Annotated in this window: 9 protein-coding genes and 1 tRNA gene; 7 read left to right on the forward strand and 3 right to left on the reverse strand. The window is 63.7% G+C overall.

The features are described from left to right. The first annotated feature begins 1 nt into the window (after position 1). From glyS to AC3QLZ_RS13010, 7 genes are all read left to right on the forward strand, one after another. On the forward strand, positions 2–2,245 hold the full coding sequence (gene glyS / locus AC3QLZ_RS12980; protein ID WP_014236302.1) for a glycine--tRNA ligase subunit beta: 2,244 nt from the start codon (positions 2–4) through the stop codon (positions 2,243–2,245). 22 nt (positions 2,246–2,267) lie between these two features. Further along, positions 2,268–2,816 carry a D-glycero-beta-D-manno-heptose 1,7-bisphosphate 7-phosphatase gene (gmhB, locus tag AC3QLZ_RS12985; RefSeq protein WP_014236303.1) on the forward strand — a complete coding sequence of 183 codons (549 nt, stop codon included), beginning with the start codon at positions 2,268–2,270 and terminating at the stop codon, positions 2,814–2,816. Positions 2,817–2,820: 4 nt separating this feature from the next. Next, positions 2,821–3,564: a lysophospholipid acyltransferase family protein gene (locus tag AC3QLZ_RS12990; protein WP_014236304.1), complete on the forward strand. Its 744-nt coding sequence runs from the start codon at positions 2,821–2,823 to the stop codon at positions 3,562–3,564. After that, on the forward strand, positions 3,542–4,318 hold the full coding sequence (locus AC3QLZ_RS12995) for a M48 family metallopeptidase (protein WP_014236305.1): 777 nt from the start codon (positions 3,542–3,544) through the stop codon (positions 4,316–4,318). Before AC3QLZ_RS12990 ends, AC3QLZ_RS12995 begins: the two co-directional genes overlap by 23 nt. A gap of 23 nt (positions 4,319–4,341) precedes the next feature. Then, positions 4,342–4,728, forward strand: coding sequence for a lactoylglutathione lyase (gloA, locus tag AC3QLZ_RS13000; RefSeq protein ID WP_014236306.1), 387 nt, complete (start codon positions 4,342–4,344; stop codon positions 4,726–4,728). Positions 4,729–4,864: 136 nt separating this feature from the next. Then, on the forward strand, positions 4,865–5,227 hold the full coding sequence (locus AC3QLZ_RS13005) for a response regulator (RefSeq protein ID WP_014236307.1): 363 nt from the start codon (positions 4,865–4,867) through the stop codon (positions 5,225–5,227). A 7-nt stretch (positions 5,228–5,234) separates the two neighbouring features. After that, positions 5,235–5,843, forward strand: a complete 609-nt coding sequence (locus tag AC3QLZ_RS13010) for a hypothetical protein (protein WP_014236308.1) — start codon at positions 5,235–5,237, stop codon at positions 5,841–5,843. Between the two features lie 51 nt (positions 5,844–5,894). Here AC3QLZ_RS13010 and AC3QLZ_RS13015 read toward each other — a convergent pair whose 3' ends face one another. The 3 genes from AC3QLZ_RS13015 to rpoD all read right to left on the reverse strand — a co-directional run bounded on the left by AC3QLZ_RS13015 (position 5,895) and on the right by rpoD (position 18,671). After that, a complete protein-coding gene (locus AC3QLZ_RS13015; protein ID WP_492783256.1) occupies positions 5,895–16,403 on the reverse strand; it encodes a M10 family metallopeptidase C-terminal domain-containing protein in 10,509 nt (3,502 codons plus the stop codon). A 203-nt stretch (positions 16,404–16,606) separates the two neighbouring features. Then, positions 16,607–16,683: transfer RNA gene (locus AC3QLZ_RS13020), tRNA-Ile, on the reverse strand. Between the two features lie 17 nt (positions 16,684–16,700). Then, the gene (gene rpoD / locus AC3QLZ_RS13025) at positions 16,701–18,671 is read right to left on the reverse strand and encodes an RNA polymerase sigma factor RpoD (RefSeq protein WP_014236310.1); all 1,971 of its coding nucleotides are present in this window, start codon (positions 18,669–18,671) and stop codon (positions 16,701–16,703) included. Between the last annotated feature and the right edge of the window lie 52 nt (positions 18,672–18,723).

Below are 18,723 nucleotides of genomic sequence, written 5' to 3' on the forward strand. Positions count from 1 at the left end.
CATGTCCGCCAAGAATCTGCTCGTTGAACTGTTCGTCGAGGAACTGCCGCCCAAGGCCCTGAAGAAGCTGGGCGAAGTCTTCGCCCAGACCCTGGCCCAGTCCCTCAAGACCCAGGGCCTGGCGCCCGAAGCCGCCGCCGTCACCGCCTACGCCTCGCCCCGCCGTCTGGCTGCCCATGTGACCGACGTGCTGGCCGTGGCCGCCGACAAGCCTGTGGTGCAAAAGCTGATGCCCGTGGCCGTGGGTCTGGACGCTGCCGGCAACGCCACCCCGGCCCTGCTGAAGAAGCTTGCCGCCCTGGGTGCTGACGCCTCCGTCGTCCCCAGCCTGCGCCGCGAGAACGACGGCAAGGCCGAGGTGCTGTTCTACGACAGCCTGGCCAAGGGTGCCGCCCTGGCCGAAGGCCTGCAGAAGGCCCTGGAAGCGGCCCTGGCCGCCCTGCCCATTCCCAAGGTGATGAGCTACCAGCTGCAGGACGGCTGGACCAGCGTCAATTTCGTGCGTCCCGCCCACCGCCTGGTGGCCCTGCACGGCAGCGAGGTGGTGCCCCTCGCCATCCTCGGCCTGACCTCCGGCAACACCACCCTGGGCCACCGTTTTGAAGCCGCCAAGGAAGTGGTGACCTTCGCCGACGCCGACAGCTACGCCGACACCCTGAAGCGGGACGGCGCCGTCATCGCGAATTATGAAGAGCGCAGCGAAGAGATCATTCGGCAGCTGCTAGCTAAGGCCCGAGAGCTGGGTTGTTGGCTTGAGGTCGAACCAGCCTTTGCTGATGGCAGGCGGATTGATCTGACCCCCGAAGAAACCAAGCAACAGCTGCTTGATGACAAGCTGGTGCAAGAAGTCACCGCCCTGGTGGAGCGCCCCAATGTCCTGATCGGCAAGTTCGAAGCCGAATTCCTGGCCGTGCCCCAGGAATGCCTGATCCTCACCATGAAGGCCAACCAGAAGTACTTCCCCCTTCTGGACGCCAGCGGCAAGCTGACCAACCAGTTCCTGGTGGTGAGCAACATCGCCCCGGCCGACCCTTCCGCCGTCATCGGCGGCAACGAGCGGGTGGTGCGCCCCCGTCTGGCCGACGCCAAATTCTTCTTCGACCAGGACCGCAAGAAGTCTCTCGCCGATCGCATTCCCGCCCTCACCAAGGTGGTTTATCACAACAAGCTCGGCACCCAGGGCGAGCGCACCCAGCGCGTCTGTGCAATCGCCAGCGCCATCGGCCGCCAGTTGGGTGGTGAAGATTTGGCTCGTCAAGCCGACCAGGCCGCCCTGCTGGCCAAGGCCGACCTGCTCACCGACATGGTGGGCGAATTCCCCGAACTGCAGGGCATCATGGGCCGCTACTATGCGCTGCATGACGGCCTCTCCGCCGACATCGCCGACGCCATCGAGGACCACTACAAGCCCCGCTTCGCCGGCGACAGCCTGCCCCGGGGCAATGTGGGCACCGTGGTGGCCCTGGCCGACAAGCTGGAAACCCTGGTGGGCCTCTTCGGTATCGGCCAGATTCCCACCGGCGACAAGGATCCCTTCGCCCTGCGTCGCCACGCCCTGGGCGTGATTCGCATGCTGGCCGAGGGCGACCTTGCCTTGGAGTTGAACGAAGTCTTGGAAGTTGCTCGTGCCGCCTTTGGCTCTTTGGTTCTGACTTCCGGGATTGAACCCAGCCAAGCACCTAAAGGTAGTCATGGGAAAGGCAGCATTGGCACCCCCTTCGACGGCAATGTAAGCTCTTTGGTAGCAGATTTCATCTACGACCGCCTCGCCGGCAGTCTGCGGGAGCAGGGCTACAGCGCCCAGGAAGTGGATGCCGTGGTGTCCCAGCGGCCCCAGCGCCTGGGCGACATCCCCAAGCGCTTGGCCGCCGTGCGCGCCTTTGCCGCCCTGCCGGAAGCCGAAGCCCTGGCCGCTGCCAACAAGCGGGTCGGCAACATCCTGAAAAAGGTGGAAGGCGGCGTCGCTGCCAAGATCGACAGCGCCCTGCTCCAGGAAGCCGCCGAAGTGGCCCTGGCCCAGGCCCTGGCCGAGGTGAAGCCGGCTGCCGATGCGGCCTTCGCCAAGGGCGACTACGCCGCCTCCTTGCAGTCCCTGGCGGCCCTCAAGGCGCCGGTGGATACCTTCTTCAACGACGTCATGGTCAATGCGGAAGACCCCGCCCTGCGGGCCAACCGCCTCGGCCTGCTGGCCACCCTGCACCTGGCCATGAACCAGGTGGCGGACATTTCCAAGCTGTCGGCCTGAGTTTCGCGGAGCGCACGCAACCATGAAGAAACTTGTCATCCTCGACCGGGACGGCGTCATCAACTTCGACTCGGCCCAGTTCATCAAGAGCCCGGCCGAGTGGAAGCCCATTCCCGGCAGCCCGGAAGCCATCGCCAAGCTGAACCAGGCGGGCTACCGGGTGGTGGTGGCGACCAACCAGTCCGGCGTCGGGCGCGGCCTGTTCGACATGGATACCCTCAACGCCATCCACGAAAAGATGCACAAGACCGTGGCGGCGGCGGGCGGGCGCATCGACGCCATCTTCTACTGCCCCCACGCCGCCGATGCGGGCTGCGACTGCCGCAAGCCCAAGCCCGGCATGTTCCAGCGCATCGCCGCGGTGTACAACGCCGAACTGAAGGGCGTGCCGGCCATCGGCGATTCCCTGCGCGACCTGCAGGCTGCCGCCCGGGCCGGCGCTTCCCCCATCCTGGTGCTCACCGGCAAGGGCGAGAAAACCCAGGAAGAGGGCGACCTGCCCTACGCCACCGAAGTGTTCCCCGATCTCTCCGCCGCCGTCGATCATCTGCTCGGCAACGGCAAGAACTGACCCTATGGCCCTGATCCGCTCCCTGTTGTTCACCCTGTTGTCGGTCCCCCTGATTGCCTTCTTCGGCGCTCTGGTCTGTGTCGTCGCGCCGTTCCATGTGAACACCGCCTACGTCCTGATCGACATCTGGCGTTCCATCTTCCTCGGCCTTCTGGTGCGCGGGGTGCTCGGCATCCGTACCCGGGTCGTCGGCATCGAGAACATTCCCGACGAAGCCGTGGTGGTGCTTTCCAAACACCAGTCCGCCTGGGAAACCGTGGCCCTGCAGCAGTGGTTCCCGCGCATGGTCTTCGTGCTGAAGAAGGAACTGCTGCTGCTGCCCTTCCTCGGCTGGGCCTTCAAGGCCATCGGCATGATCGCCATCGACCGCAAGGCCGGCATGGATGCCCTGGCCCAGGTTTCCGAACAGGGCACGGCCCTGCTGCAGCGTGGCATCAGCGTCATCATCTTCCCCGAGGGCACCCGCGTCGCTCCGGGCCAGAAGAAGCGCTACAAGCCCGGCGGTGCCCACCTGGCGGTGCAGGCCAAGGCCAAGGTGGTGCCGGTGGCCCACAACGCGGGCGAGGTGTGGCGGCGCAATGCCTTCATCAAGCAGCCGGGCACCGTCACCATCAGCTTCGGTCCGGCCATCGACGCCAGCGGCCTGACGGTGGAAGAAGTGAACCGCCAGGTGGAAGCCTGGATCGAAGGCGAGATGCACCGCATCTCCCCGCACCGTTATTGCGATGGGTCGTCCCAGCAGGCCTGATTCCCCCCAGCTCGAACTGGCCCTCTTTCGCGATCCGGCAGAGCGGCCGCCGGCGGACGCCCGGGGCGCCGCCGTGCTGCTCGGCGAACGACTGATTCCCTACGAGTTGCGGCGCAGCCGCCGGCGCACCATCGGCCTCACCATCGACCACCGGGGCCTGCGGGTCGGTGCGCCCCTGCGCGCTTCCGTGCGGGAGGTGGAGAAGCTGATCCACCAGCATCAGGACTGGGTCCTGGGCAAGCTGGAGGAATGGCGCCAGCGCCAGATCCAGACGGCGGTCAGCGTGAGCGACGGCATGTCCCTGCCCCTGCTCGGAGAGGTAATATCGGTGCGCATCACGGCCGGCCCTGCCCGCATCTCCTGGATCGACGGGCATCTCCAACTATGCCTGCCTGAGGCCAAGGATCTGCGCCCCTTGCTGGAGAAGGCCCTGAAAGCGCGGGCCCGTACCCTGTTCGCCGAGCGCCTGGACCATTACGCACCCCTGCTCGGTGTCGCCGCTCCGCCCCTGGCCCTCAGTTCGGCCCGCACCCGCTGGGGCAGCTGCAGCCGCGTCAGCGGCATCCGTCTCAACTGGCGCCTCATCCACTTTCCCCTGGCGGTGGTCGATTACGTGGTGGCCCACGAGCTGGCCCACCTGCGGGAAATGAACCACTCGCCCCGTTTCTGGTCCGTGGTGGAGCGACTCTATCCCGATTACCAGCAGGCCCGGGCCGAGCTCAAGCGTCTGGCCCAGACCCTGCCGCGCTGGTGATCCTTAAACAGCAGGAGTTTTTCATGCGTCTATTGCACACCATGCTCCGGGTCGGCGACCTGGACCGTTCCATGGCTTTCTACACCGAGGTCCTCGGCATGCAGCAGCTGCGCCGCCAGGATTACCCCGATGGCCGCTTCACCCTGGCCTTTGTCGGCTACGGCCCGGAAAGCGAGGGCGCCGTGATCGAGCTGACCCACAACTGGGACACCCCCGCCTACGAGCTGGGCAACGGCTTCGGCCACATCGCCCTGGAAGTGGACGATGCCTACGCCGCCTGCGCCGCCATCAAGGCCCGGGGCGGCAAGGTGGTGCGGGAAGCCGGCCCGATGAAGCACGGAACCACCGTCATCGCCTTCGTCGAAGATCCGGACGGCTACAAGATCGAACTGATCCAGAAGCACAGCTAACCCTGGGCGGCAGGGAGGGTGTGATTTTCCTCCTTGGCGACGGCGGGGGTTATGGGCGATCCTCAAAGCCGATTTGGATCAAGGCGGCAGGGCCAGGTGCCCCGCTAGACTGCCCCTGACAGTGGAGACAATGGAAATGAGCAAGCGCGTTCTGGTGGTGGACGACAGCCGGGTGAGCCGGATGATGATCCGGGCCATCATGCTGGACAAGCATCCGGACTGGACGGTGGAAGAGGCCGGCACCGGCGACGAGGCCCTGGCCAAGTGCGACGGGCAGGCTTTCGACCTGATGACCATCGACTACAACATGCCCGGCATGGACGGCCTGGAGTTCGCCGCCCGGGTCCGGGCCCAGGGCAGCACGGCCCAGCTGGCCCTGCTGACCGCCAATATCCAGGATGCCATCCGCGACAAGGCGGCCGCCCTTGCGGTGCAGTTCGTGCGCAAGCCGGTGACGCCGGTTTCTGTCGCCGAAGCCATGGCCCTCGTCGGCGGCTGAGCGGAGCATGACCTTCCCCGCCTTCTTCGCCCAGGTGCCGCCGATCCTGCTGCGGGATCCCCTGGCCGAATTCCTGGGGGCGGCGGAAGGTGGCCTCATCGAATACCGCTACGCCGATGCCGTGCGCCTGGCCGGCCATTCCTGCCCCACGGTGGCCGGCGCCTACCTGCTCGCCAGCCGCGCCCTGGGCTGCTTGTACGGGAGCGAAGTACCCCGGCGGGGCAATTTTCACGTCAGTTGCGGTGACTCCCTGGACGAGGGTGTCACCGGCGTCATCGCCAGCGTTCTCACCCTGCTTACCGGCGCCGCCGGCAGCGGCGGTTTCAAGGGCCTGGCCGGCCAGCACTCGCGCCGCAACCTGCTGGCCTTCGGCCAGGGCGGTGGCGGCACGTTCACCTTCCGGCGCCTGGACGACGGCAGCGCCGTCACCCTGAGTCTCGACCTCTCCTCCGTCCCTCCTGATCCCCGTATGGGCGGCCTGCTCCAGGCCCTGCTCAGCGGCGAAGCCAGCGAGGCGGACGGCCGTGATTTCCGCCTCCTCTGGCAGGACCGGGTGCGCCGCATCCTGCTGGAACACTGGGACGATCCGGCGCTGGTGCACATCCGCTCCGCCTGAATACAAAGGGGGCGCAACCGCAAGGCTGCGCCCCCTTTTTTTGTCCAGGCCTCAGATGATCTGGATGTCGCTGGCCTTCAGGTTGGTGACGCCGGTCAGTTGGGCAATGAGGATTGCATCGGCAGCACCGGAACCGTCCACATCGTAGTAGAGACTGCCGTCGCTGGAGTCGAAGACAAAGCGGTCGCTTGCGTCCAGTCCTCCGGCCAGATTGTCGCCGCTGGCGAACATGGTTGCCGCCAGCGTGCCGGTCGCCGTGCCCAGGGCGGTGAATACGCTGTTCTCGAAAACCAGCTTGTCCGTGCCGGAGACGAAGTCCGTAATGGTGTCGATGACGCCCATGACCGGATTGTCCTCGAACACGAACTTGTCTGCACCCAGGCCGCCAGTGAGAACGTTGGCCGTTTCGTTGCCGATGATGGTGTCGGCGTTGGAGCTGCCGATGGCGTTCTCGATGGTGACGCCGTAGGCGATGTTGAAGTTGTCATCGCCGGTATAAAGGTAGTTCCACCAGCCGACAGGGATGTCGGACTTGATGAAGCCGTCTGGCAAGGCGGACGCACCCGTCGCATCGTAGTTGATGTCGGAGAAACTGCCTGCATGCAGGTCCAGCACGCTGCCGTGGCTCAGGCCGGCCAGGCTGATGGTGTCGTTGCCTCCGCCATCCCACAACGTCTTGATGAACGGGTCGTTGCTGAAGGTGTACGTCGTATTGCTGTTGTTGGTTGCCGTGTTGGCGCCGTACATGTCCTGCAGGGCAGCAACGTCGAATACCTGGGGCGTGCTCGGCGACAGGGGATTCAGATAGATGTAGGTGCCATCGTAGGAGACGGTATAGCTGTCCGCGTTGTAGGACATGATGCTGTAAAGGTAATTGTCCTCCGCCGTCGGCAGGAAGGGGCCCGGTTCGCCGGCACCGTAGTCGCCCGGATGCTTGAGGCCCAGGGCATGGCCGATTTCATGAATGATGGTGGCCAGACCGTATTCCCCATCGGCAAGCTGGTTGAAGGTGCTTTGGTCATTGGCCAGCCAGACGTCGCCACCGATGTCGGTGCCGTTGTTGGTACCGGTTCCCCAGGGCAGGTAGGCGTAGCCGGCCGAATTGTAGAAGCCTTGATAATTGGAGCCGAACTGCAGGGTGCCGCCGCTGGCCACCTCCTGGAATGTGACGTTGAGCAGGCTGGCGTAGATACCCAGTGCCTTTTCGATGGCGGCCTGGTGGGCGGCATCCAGCGCCTGGAATGAATAGATGGGATCGGCACCGCTGCCGGAGTAATAAGCCGGGATGGAGGTCATGAAGCTGTAGCTGATGACCAGGGGCTGGCCGATGGTGGTCGGTTGCCAGGTGTAACCTGAATCGAGGGCATCGATGGCGTGCTGGGGAGGTGTGCTGTCGATCTCCGTGGCAACGGAACCCAGCATGGTCTGGATCGGGATGACGTCGATACTGTCGTCAAACTTGAGGAATTCAACTCCTTGCAGGGTATCGGTGCCATCGGCACCGGCAACCGTAAATATCCCGTTGTTGTAGCTGACGGTGTAGTCGCCATGATTGCCGCTGAACACGGCAATATCTCCGGCACCGGCGCCACCGTTGAGGGTGTCGTTGCCGATGCCGCCGTTGAGGGTGTCGTTGCCGGCACCACCGTTGAGGGTGTCGGCGCCGGCACCGCCGGTCAGCAGATTGGCCTTGTCGTTGCCGGTCAGAACGTTGTCCAGTGCGTTGCCGGCGAGGTCAAAGGCAACGCTGTTACCCAGGGTGCCGTTCTCCACATTTTCGCTGAGGGTGTAGGAACCGCCGGCAGTGGAAATGTTGATCTGTACGGTGTCGATGCCTTGTCCGGCAGATTCGCTGACGCTATCACCCGCGCTGTCAACGACGTAGGTGTCGTTCCCGGCGCCGCCACTCATCTGGTCGTTGCCGGCGCCCCCATTAATGATGTTGTCACCGCTATTGCCGGTAAGGATGTTGTCGCTCACGTTACCGGTCAGGTTGAGCTTCGTGATTCCTGTAGCGCTGACATCCAGATTCTCGATATTCACATCCAGGTTGATCGTGGTCGCATTGCTGAGATCGCCTACCACACCCCGTAGCACAAGGCTGTCGTTACCCTGTCCGGCAACTTCGGTGACGCTGTCCTGGAACGCGGCGGTGGCAGTGCTGCCGGTGCCGACCTTGACGATGTCCACGGTGTAGGTGTCGTCACCCTTGCCGCCTTTGAGGATATCAACACCAGCCCCGCCGTCGATGGCATTGTTGCCGTCGTTGCCGATAATGGTGTTGTTAAGTGCGTTACCGGTGCCATTGATGTTGGCGGAGCCGGAGAGGGTGAGGTTCTCCAGGTTGGCACCGAGGCTATAGGAGGCCGTGGCGATGACGGAATCGATGTCGGTTGCCGGTCCCTGTTCGTCGATCACATCCAGGGATTCATCGACATAGTAGGTGTCGTTGCCGTTGCCGCCGACGAGGGTGTCCACACCGGCCCCGCCGTCGAGGATGTCGTTGCCGGCGCCGCCGGTCAGGGTGTTGGCCCCGCTGTTGCCGATGAGGGTATTGGCCAGTTCATTGCCAGTACCGTTGATGCCGGCAGCGCCGGTAAGGGTGAGATTCTCCAGATGGTTGCCGAGCGAGAAGGTGATGCTGGACTCCACCGTATCGATGCCGCCATTGAGGATTTCCGTGACGGTATCCCCGAGATCATCCACCACATAGATATCGTTGCCGGCACCGCCGGCCATGGCATCGCTGCCGGCGCCGCCGTCGATGCGGTTGGCGGCGGCATTGCCGGTGAGGGTGTTGTCGAGATCGTTGCCGGTGAGGTTGAAGGCAATGGTGTTGGTGAGGGTGGCGTTCTCGACGTTGTCGTCGAGGGTATAGGTATTGCCGCCGGCGACGGAGGTGACGGCGACGCGGACGGTGTCGGTGCCCTCGCTGGCTGCTTCGGTGACGGTATCGGCGAGGGAATCGATGACGTAGGTGTCATTGCCCTTGCCGCCGACGAGGGTGTCGTTGCCGGCACCGCCATCGATGAGGTTGTCGGCATCGTTGCCGGTGAGGGTGTTGGCGACGGCGGAGCCGGAGAGGTTGAGCTTGGTGGAGCCGGTATTGCTGGCGTCCAGGTTCTCGATATTGGCGCCGACGATGAGGGTGGTGGGGTTGGTGAGGTCGGCGATGGTGCCGCGCAGGACGACGGTGTCGTTGCCTTCGCTGGCCAGTTCGGTGACGGTGTCCTGGAGAGCGGCGGTGGCGGTGGCGCCGGTGCCGACCTTGACGATGTCCACGGTGTAGGTGTCGTCGCCCTTGCCGCCCTTGAGGATATCGACGCCGTCGCCGCCATCGATGGCGTTGTTGCCGATGTTGCCGGTGATGGTGTTCTTGAGGGCGTTGCCGGTGCCGTCGATGTTGGCGGAGCCGGAGAGGGTGAGGTTCTCCAGGTTGGCGCCGAGGCTATAGGAGAAGTCGGCGCTGACGGAATCGATGTCGGAGGCCAGGCCGTTCTCGACGACGGTATCGCCGGCGGTGACGACATAGGTGTCGTTGCCGTTGCCGCCGATGAGAGTGTCGTTGCCGCCGACGCCGGTAAGGGTGTTGGCAGCGGCGTTGCCGGTCAAGGTATTGGCCAGGGCGTTGCCGGTGAGGTTGTAGGCGACGGCGTTGGTGAGGGTGGCGTTGTCGAGGTTGGCGCCGAGGGTATAGGTGCCGCCGGCGGTGGCGATGGCGACCTGGACGGTGTCGGTGCCTTCGCCGGAGAGCTCGGTGATGGCATCGGCGGCATTGTCGATGACGTAGGTGTCGTCGCCGAGACCACCGATCAGGGTGTCGGCCCCGGCGCCACCGTTGAGGGTGTCGTTGCCGATGCCGCCGTTCAGGGTGTTGGCGGCGGCATTACCGGTGAGGGTGTTGTCGAGATCGTTGCCGGTGAGGTTGAAGGCGATGGCGTTGGTGAGGGTGGCGTTCTCGACGTTGTCGTCGAGGTTGTAGGTGTTGCCGCCGGCGACGGAGGTGACGGCGACGCGGACGGTATCGGTGCCTTCGCTGGCTGCTTCGGTGACGGTGTCGGCGAGGGAATCGATGACGTAGGTGTCATTGCCCTTGCCGCCGACGAGGGTGTCGTTGCCGGCACCGCCATCGATGAGGTTGTCGGCATCGTTGCCGGTGAGGGTGTTGGCGACGGCGGAGCCGGAGAGGTTGAGCTTGGTGGAGCCGGTATTGCTGGCGTCCAGGTTCTCGATATTGGCGCCGACGATGAGGGTGGTGGGGTTGGTGAGGTCGGCGATGGTGCCGCGCAGGACGACGGTGTCGTTGCCTTCGCTGGCCAGTTCGGTGACGGTGTCCTGGAGAGCGGCGGTGGCGGTGGCGCCGGTGCCGACCTTGACGATGTCCACGGTGTAGGTGTCGTCGCCCTTGCCGCCCTTGAGGATATCGACGCCGTCGCCGCCATCGATGGCGTTGTTGCCGATGTTGCCGGTGATGGTGTTCTTGAGGGCGTTGCCGGTGCCGTCGATGTTGGCGGAGCCGGAGAGGGTGAGGTTCTCCAGGTTGGCGCCGAGGCTATAGGAGAAGTCGGCGCTGACGGAATCGATGTCGGAGGCCAGGCCGTTCTCGACGACGGTATCGCCGGCGGTGACGACATAGGTGTCGTTGCCGTTGCCGCCGATGAGAGTGTCGTTGCCGCCGACGCCGGTAAGGGTGTTGGCAGCGGCGTTGCCGGTCAAGGTATTGGCCAGGGCGTTGCCGGTGAGGTTGTAGGCGACGGCGTTGGTGAGGGTGGCGTTGTCGAGGTTGGCGCCGAGGGTATAGGTGCCGCCGGCGGTGGCGATGGCGACCTGGACGGTGTCGGTGCCTTCGCCGGAGAGCTCGGTGATGGCATCGGCGGCATTGTCGATGACGTAGGTGTCGTCGCCGAGACCACCGATCAGGGTGTCGGCCCCGGCGCCACCGTTGAGGGTGTCGTTGCCGATGCCGCCGTTCAGGGTGTTGGCGGCGGCATTACCGGTGAGGGTGTTGTCGAGATCGTTGCCGGTGAGGTTGAAGGCGATGGCGTTGGTGAGGGTGGCGTTCTCGACGTTGTCGTCGAGGTTGTAGGTGTTGCCGCCGGCGACGGAGGTGACGGCGACGCGGACGGTATCGGTGCCTTCGCTGGCTGCTTCGGTGACGGTGTCGGCGAGGGAATCGATGACGTAGGTGTCATTGCCCTTGCCGCCGACGAGGGTGTCGTTGCCGGCACCGCCATCGATGAGGTTGTCGGCATCGTTGCCGGTGAGGGTGTTGGCGACGGCGGAGCCGGAGAGGTTGAGCTTGGTGGAGCCGGTATTGCTGGCGTCCAGGTTCTCGATATTGGCGCCGACGATGAGGGTGGTGGGGTTGGTGAGGTCGGCGATGGTGCCGCGCAGGACGACGGTGTCGTTGCCTTCGCTGGCCAGTTCGGTGACGGTGTCCTGGAGAGCGGCGGTGGCGGTGGCGCCGGTGCCGACCTTGACGATGTCCACGGTGTAGGTGTCGTCGCCCTTGCCGCCCTTGAGGATATCGACGCCGTCGCCGCCATCGATGGCGTTGTTGCCGATGTTGCCGGTGATGGTGTTCTTGAGGGCGTTGCCGGTGCCGTCGATGTTGGCGGAGCCGGAGAGGGTGAGGTTCTCCAGGTTGGCGCCGAGGCTATAGGAGAAGTCGGCGCTGACGGAATCGATGTCGGAGGCCAGGCCGTTCTCGACGACGGTATCGCCGGCGGTGACGACATAGGTGTCGTTGCCGTTGCCGCCGATGAGAGTGTCGTTGCCGCCGACGCCGGTAAGGGTGTTGGCAGCGGCGTTGCCGGTCAAGGTATTGGCCAGGGCGTTGCCGGTGAGGTTGTAGGCGACGGCGTTGGTGAGGGTGGCGTTGTCGAGGTTGGCGCCGAGGGTATAGGTGCCGCCGGCGGTGGCGATGGCGACCTGGACGGTGTCGGTGCCTTCGCCGGAGAGCTCGGTGATGGCATCGGCGGCATTGTCGATGACGTAGGTGTCGTCGCCGAGACCACCGATCAGGGTGTCGGCCCCGGCGCCACCGTTGAGGGTGTCGTTGCCGATGCCGCCGTTCAGGGTGTTGGCGGCGGCATTACCGGTGAGGGTGTTGTCGAGGTCGTTGCCGGTGAGGTTGAAGGCGATGGTATTGGTGAGGGTGGCGTTCTCGACGTTGTCGTCGAGGTTGTAGGTGTTGCCGCCGGCGACGGAGGTGACGGCGACGCGGACGGTGTCGGTGCCCTCGCTGGCTGCTTCGGTGACGGTATCGGCGAGGGAATCGATGACGTAGGTGTCATTGCCCTTGCCGCCGACGAGGGTGTCGTTGCCGGCACCGCCATCGATGAGGTTGTCGGCATCGTTGCCGGTGAGGGTGTTGGCGACGGCGGAGCCGGAGAGGTTGAGCTTGGTGGAGCCGGTATTGCTGGCGTCCAGGTTCTCGATATTGGCGCCGACGATGAGGGTGGTGGGGTTGGTGAGGTCGGCGATGGTGCCGCGCAGGACGACGGTGTCGTTGCCTTCGCTGGCCAGTTCGGTGACGGTGTCCTGGAGAGCGGCGGTGGCGGTGGCGCCGGTGCCGACCTTGACGATGTCCACGGTGTAGGTGTCGTCGCCCTTGCCGCCCTTGAGGATATCGACGCCGTCGCCGCCATCGATGGCGTTGTTGCCGATGTTGCCGGTGATGGTGTTCTTGAGGGCGTTGCCGGTGCCGTCGATGTTGGCGGAGCCGGAGAGGGTGAGGTTCTCCAGGTTGGCGCCGAGGCTATAGGAGAAGTCGGCGCTGACGGAATCGATGTCGGAGGCCAGGCCGTTCTCGACGACGGTATCGCCGGCGGTGACGACATAGGTGTCGTTGCCGTTGCCGCCGATGAGAGTGTCGTTGCCGCCGACGCCGGTAAGGGTGTTGGCAGCGGCGTTGCCGGTCAAGGTATTGGCCAGGGCGTTGCCGGTGAGGTTGTAGGCGACGGCGTTGGTGAGGGTGGCGTTGTCGAGGTTGGCGCCGAGGGTATAGGTGCCGCCGGCGGTGGCGATGGCGACCTGGACGGTGTCGGTGCCTTCGCCGGAGAGCTCGGTGATGGCATCGGCGGCATTGTCGATGACGTAGGTGTCGTCGCCGAGACCACCGATCAGGGTGTCGGCCCCGGCGCCACCGTTGAGGGTGTCGTTGCCGATGCCGCCGTTCAGGGTGTTGGCGGCGGCATTACCGGTGAGGGTGTTGTCGAGATCGTTGCCGGTGAGGTTGAAGGCGATGGCGTTGGTGAGGGTGGCGTTCTCGACGTTGTCGTCGAGGTTGTAGGTGTTGCCGCCGGCGACGGAGGTGACGGCGACGCGGACGGTATCGGTGCCTTCGCTGGCTGCTTCGGTGACGGTGTCGGCGAGGGAATCGATGACGTAGGTGTCATTGCCCTTGCCGCCGACGAGGGTGTCGTTGCCGGCACCGCCATCGATGAGGTTGTCGGCATCGTTGCCGGTGAGGGTGTTGGCGACGGCGGAGCCGGAGAGGTTGAGCTTGGTGGAGCCGGTATTGCTGGCGTCCAGGTTCTCGATATTGGCGCCGACGATGAGGGTGGTGGGGTTGGTGAGGTCGGCGATGGTGCCGCGCAGGACGACGGTGTCGTTGCCTTCGCTGGCCAGTTCGGTGACGGTGTCCTGGAGAGCGGCGGTGGCGGTGGCGCCGGTGCCGACCTTGACGATGTCCACGGTGTAGGTGTCGTCGCCCTTGCCGCCCTTGAGGATATCGACGCCGTCGCCGCCATCGATGGCGTTGTTGCCGATGTTGCCGGTGATGGTGTTCTTGAGGGCGTTGCCGGTGCCGTCGATGTTGGCGGAGCCGGAGAGGGTGAGGTTCTCCAGGTTGGCGCCGAGGCTATAGGAGAAGTCGGCGCTGACGGAATCGATGTCGGAGGCCAGGCCGTTCTCGACGACGGTATCGCCGGCGGTGACGACATAGGTGTCGTTGCCGTTGCCGCCGATGAGAGTGTCGTTGCCGCCGACGCCGGTAAGGGTGTTGGCAGCGGCGTTGCCGGTCAAGGTATTGGCCAGGGCGTTGCCGGTGAGGTTGTAGGCGACGGCGTTGGTGAGGGTGGCGTTGTCGAGGTTGGCGCCGAGGGTATAGGTGCCGCCGGCGGTGGCGATGGCGACCTGGACGGTGTCGGTGCCTTCGCCGGAGAGCTCGGTGATGGCATCGGCGGCATTGTCGATGACGTAGGTGTCGTCGCCGAGACCACCGATCAGGGTGTCGGCCCCGGCGCCACCGTTGAGGGTGTCGTTGCCGATGCCGCCGTTCAGGGTGTTGGCGGCGGCATTACCGGTGAGGGTGTTGTCGAGATCGTTGCCGGTGAGGTTGAAGGCGATGGCGTTGGTGAGGGTGGCGTTCTCGACGTTGTCGTCGAGGTTGTAGGTGTTGCCGCCGGCGACGGAGGTGACGGCGACGCGGACGGTATCGGTGCCTTCGCTGGCTGCTTCGGTGACGGTGTCGGCGAGGGAATCGATGACGTAGGTGTCATTGCCCTTGCCGCCGACGAGGGTGTCGTTGCCGGCACCGCCATCGATGAGGTTGTCGGCATCGTTGCCGGTGAGGGTGTTGGCGACGGCGGAGCCGGAGAGGTTGAGCTTGGTGGAGCCGGTATTGCTGGCGTCCAGGTTCTCGATATTGGCGCCGACGATGAGGGTGGTGGGGTTGGTGAGGTCGTTGACGGTGCCGCGCAGGACGACGGTGTCGTTGCCTTCGCTGGCCAGTTCGGTGACGGTGTCCTGGAGAGCGGCGGTGGCGGTGGCGCCGGTGCCGACCTTGACGATGTCCACGGTGTAGGTGTCGTCGCCCTTGCCGCCCTTGAGGATATCGACGCCGTCGCCGCCATCGATGGCGTTGTTGCCGATGTTGCCGGTGATGGTGTTCTTGAGGGCGTTGCCGGTGCCGTCGATGTTGGCGGAGCCGGAAAGGGTGAGGTTCTCCAGGTTGGCGCCGAGGCTATAGGAGAAGTCGGCGCTGACGGTATCGATGTCGGAGGCCAGGCCGTTCTCGACGACGGTATCGCCGGCGGTGACGACATAGGTGTCGTTGCCGTTGCCGCCGATGAGGGTGTCGTTGCCGCCGACGCCGGTAAGGGTGTTGGCAGCGGCGTTGCCGGTCAAGGTATTGGCCAGGGCGTTGCCGGTGAGGTTGTAGGCGACGGCGTTGGTGAGGGTGGCGTTGTCGAGGTTGGCGCCGAGGGTGTAGGTGCCGCCGGCGGTGGCGATGGCGACCTGGACGGTGTCGGTGCCTTCGCCGGAGAGCTCGGTGATGGCATCGGCGGCATTGTCGATGACGTAGGTGTCGTCGCCGAGACCACCGATCAGGGTGTCGGCCCCGGCGCCACCGTTGAGGACATTGTTGCCATCGTTGCCGGTGAGGGTGTTGTTGAGGGCATTGCCCGTAATGTTCAGCTTGGTGGAGCCGGTGGCACTGGCGTCCAGGTTCTCGATATTGGCGCCGACGAGCAGGGTGGTCGCGTTGGTCAGGCCGGAAATCGTACCGCGGAGGACGATGGTGTCGGTTCCTTCTCCGAGCAGTTCGGTGACGGTGTCCTGCATGATTGCGGTTGCCGTGTCGCCGCTGCCGCTTTGGACGATATCCACAGTATAGGTGTCGTTGCCCTTGCCGCCCTTGAGAATATCAATGTCGCCACCGCCATCGATGGCGTTGTTGCCGCTGTTGCCGATAATGGTGTTTTTTAGTTCGTTGCCAGTGCCTGCCAGATGGGCCGTCCCTGTCAGGGTCAGGTTTTCCACATTGGCGCCCAGCGTGTAGCTGATTGAGGAGAGGACGGTATCGATTCCTTCGTTTTCCGCTTCCGTTACCACATCGCTAACGTCGTCCACCGTATAGGTATCGTTACCAGTTCCACCGCTCATAGTCGTTGCCACTCCGCCTGAAATTAGTGAGTCGTTACCGGCATAGCCGTACAAGAATTGGTTGGCTACCGTTCCCGTGATGGTGTCGTTGCCCGCCAAGACGGTATTGAAGAGGTAGTCGGCTGAGATATTTGTATCGAAAAAGGAAAAGCTAAGGTTCAAGCCGGAAAGCTTGACGTATTGACCGTCAATGGAGAAGAAGGCCGATTTGACGGTGCCCGAAATGGAGTCGTTGTTGAAGGTAAGACTGCCTTCGAAGGTCTCTGTGACCGTATGCCCGCCGCTGGTGTAGGTATAACTGATCTTGCTGGCGGTAAAGCTGTTGGCGGTGCCATAGGAATTGATTGGGATGGTGCCGATCAATTCGAAGGAGAGGTTGCTGGTGCTGTAGGTGATCTTGGTCAGTGTCCCGTTGGTCCAACTGTCTGTGCTAGTTACCGAACCGAACAACTGGAGGGTGGCAGCGGGGTAGTTGTCCGTGTAGGACAGGTAATTGATGGTCGCCACCGAACCGAGCAGATTGCTGCCGGTAATGACGAAATTCCCGCCAGTGCTGATCGAGCCATCGATCCTGGTGTTGCTGGCGCTCCAGACATAAGGGGTGCCGTAATCGAACTCCTGAAAATTGGAGTCGATCTGGTTCAGAGTGTCCGAGAAAGAAACGGACATGCTGTCTGCGGTATTCAGTCCCGCATCCAGGGTGTTGGAGTTTTGGAAACTCAGTTCAAGCGTTGCCATTTGTATTGCGCCTTCCTGCTCGATTCAGGAGTGTTGGCCGATTGGAGCAATATTATGACATGGGTTTATCCTGGAGGGCAGGGCGGTAGGGACAAAAAAAGGGCTGCCGGTCGGCAGCCCTTTGGGGAGTGGATTGGTGGGCCCGCAGGGACTTGAACCCTGGACCAAAGGATTATGAGTCCTCTGCTCTGACCAACTGAGCTACAGGCCCGTGATGCTTGTCGTGGCTCAGCTGCCGTTGTTGTCCAGGAAGCTGCGCAGCTTGTCGGAACGCGAGGGATGGCGCAGCTTGCGCAGGGCCTTGGCTTCAATCTGGCGGATACGTTCCCGGGTGACGTCGAACTGCTTGCCGACTTCTTCCAGGGTGTGGTCCGTATTCATCTCGATGCCGAAGCGCATGCGCAGCACCTTGGCTTCCCGGGGGGTCAGGGTGTCCAGAATTTCCTTGGTCACTTCCCGCAGGCCGGAGTAGAGCGCCGCATCCACCGGGGCAGTGGTGGCGGTGTCTTCGATGAAGTCGCCCAGGTGGGAGTCGTCATCGTCACCGATGGGCGTTTCCATGGAGATGGGTTCCTTGGAGATCTTCAGGATCTTGCGGATCTTCTCCTCGGGCATTTCCATCTTGATCGCGAGGGTGGCGGGATCGGGCTCGGCACCGGTTTCCTGCAGGATCTGGCGGGAAATCCGGTTCATCTTGTTGATGGTCTCGATCATGTGCACCGGAATGCGGATGGTGCGGGCCTGGTCGGCGATGGAACGGGTGATGGCCTGACGGATCCACCAGGTGGCATAGGTGGAGAACTTGTAGCCGCGGCGGTATTCGAACTTGTCCACTGCCTTCATCAGGCCGATGTTGCCTTCCTGGATCAGGTCGAGGAACTGCAGGCCCCGGTTGGTGTACTTCTTGGCGATGGAAATCACCAGGCGCAGGTTGGCCTCGGTCATCTCGCGCTTGGCGCGGCGGGCCTTGGCTTCACCGGTGGACATCTGCTTGTTGATGTCCTTCAGGTCCTTCAGCGGGATGCCGATGTGGTCCTGCAGAGCCAGCAGCTTGCGCTGTTCTTCCTGGATGTTAGGAGCGGTGCGGGTGAGGATGGGGCCGTAGCCCTTGGCCACGGCAATTTCCTTCTCGACCCATTCCAGGTTGATTTCATTGCCCGGGAAGGACTTGATGAAGTGGGGGCGGGGCATGCCGACCTTGCGCACGCACAGCTCCTGGATCTTGCGTTCCCGCTCGCGCACGGAGTCCACCATGCTGCGCACGCTGTCGCACAAGCGCTCGATCACCTTGGAGGTGAAGCGGATGTTCATCAGCTCGGCGGAAATCTGCTGTTGCAGCTTGAGGTAGGTCTTGTCCTGGGAGCCCTTGGACACCAGGGCCTTGTGGGCCTTGCCGTAGAGGGTCTTGATGGTGGCGAAACGCTCCAGGGCATCGGTCTTGAGCTGCAGCAGGGAGGCGGAAACAGCGGCGCCTTCACCGCCTTCTTCCTCGTCGTCGCCGTCCTCGACCTCGTCGTCGCCTTCAACCACGGCTTCCTCGGCGGCCAGTTCCTCCTCGGCTGCATTGGGATCGATCAGGCCGTCGATGACTTCATCGATGCGCATCTCTTCCTTTTCCACCTTTTCCGCCATGGCCAGAATTTCGGCAATGGTGGTGGGGCAGGCGGAAATGGCCTGGATCATGTGCTTGAGACCGTCTTCGATGCGCTTGGCGATTTCGATTTCGCCTTCCCGGGTCAGGAGTTCCACGGTACCCATTTCGCGCATGTACATGCGCACCGGGTCCGTGGTGCGGCCGAATTCGGAGTCCACGGTAGACAGGGCGGCTTCCGCCTCTTCTTCCACTTCCTCGTCGTCGGCGACAGCCGGGGCGTTGTCGGACATGAGCAGATCTTCGGCGGCCGGAGCCTCGTCGAAGACCTGGATGCCCATGTCATTGAAGGTGGTGATGATGGACTCGATCTGCTCGGCGTCTACGACGTCGTCCGGCAGGTGGTCATTGATTTCGGCATAGGTCAGGAAACCCCGTTCCTTGCCGAGTTTGATCAGTGTCTTGAGGCGCGTCTTACGCGTCTCCACGTCCACCGGAGTCGCGGCCTGGGTTGCCCCGGCGGATTCCAGCAGCGCCTTCTCCTTGGCCTTGGATGATTTAGCCTTGAGAATTTCCTTGGCGACTTCTTTTGCCTTTTCCTTTGCCATGACCGTGTCCCGATAATCCTGGAAAAACCGCTTATTCTACCACAACTTGGCT

The sequence above is a fragment of the Azospira sp. MPR-LB4 genome, assembly GCF_058809525.1.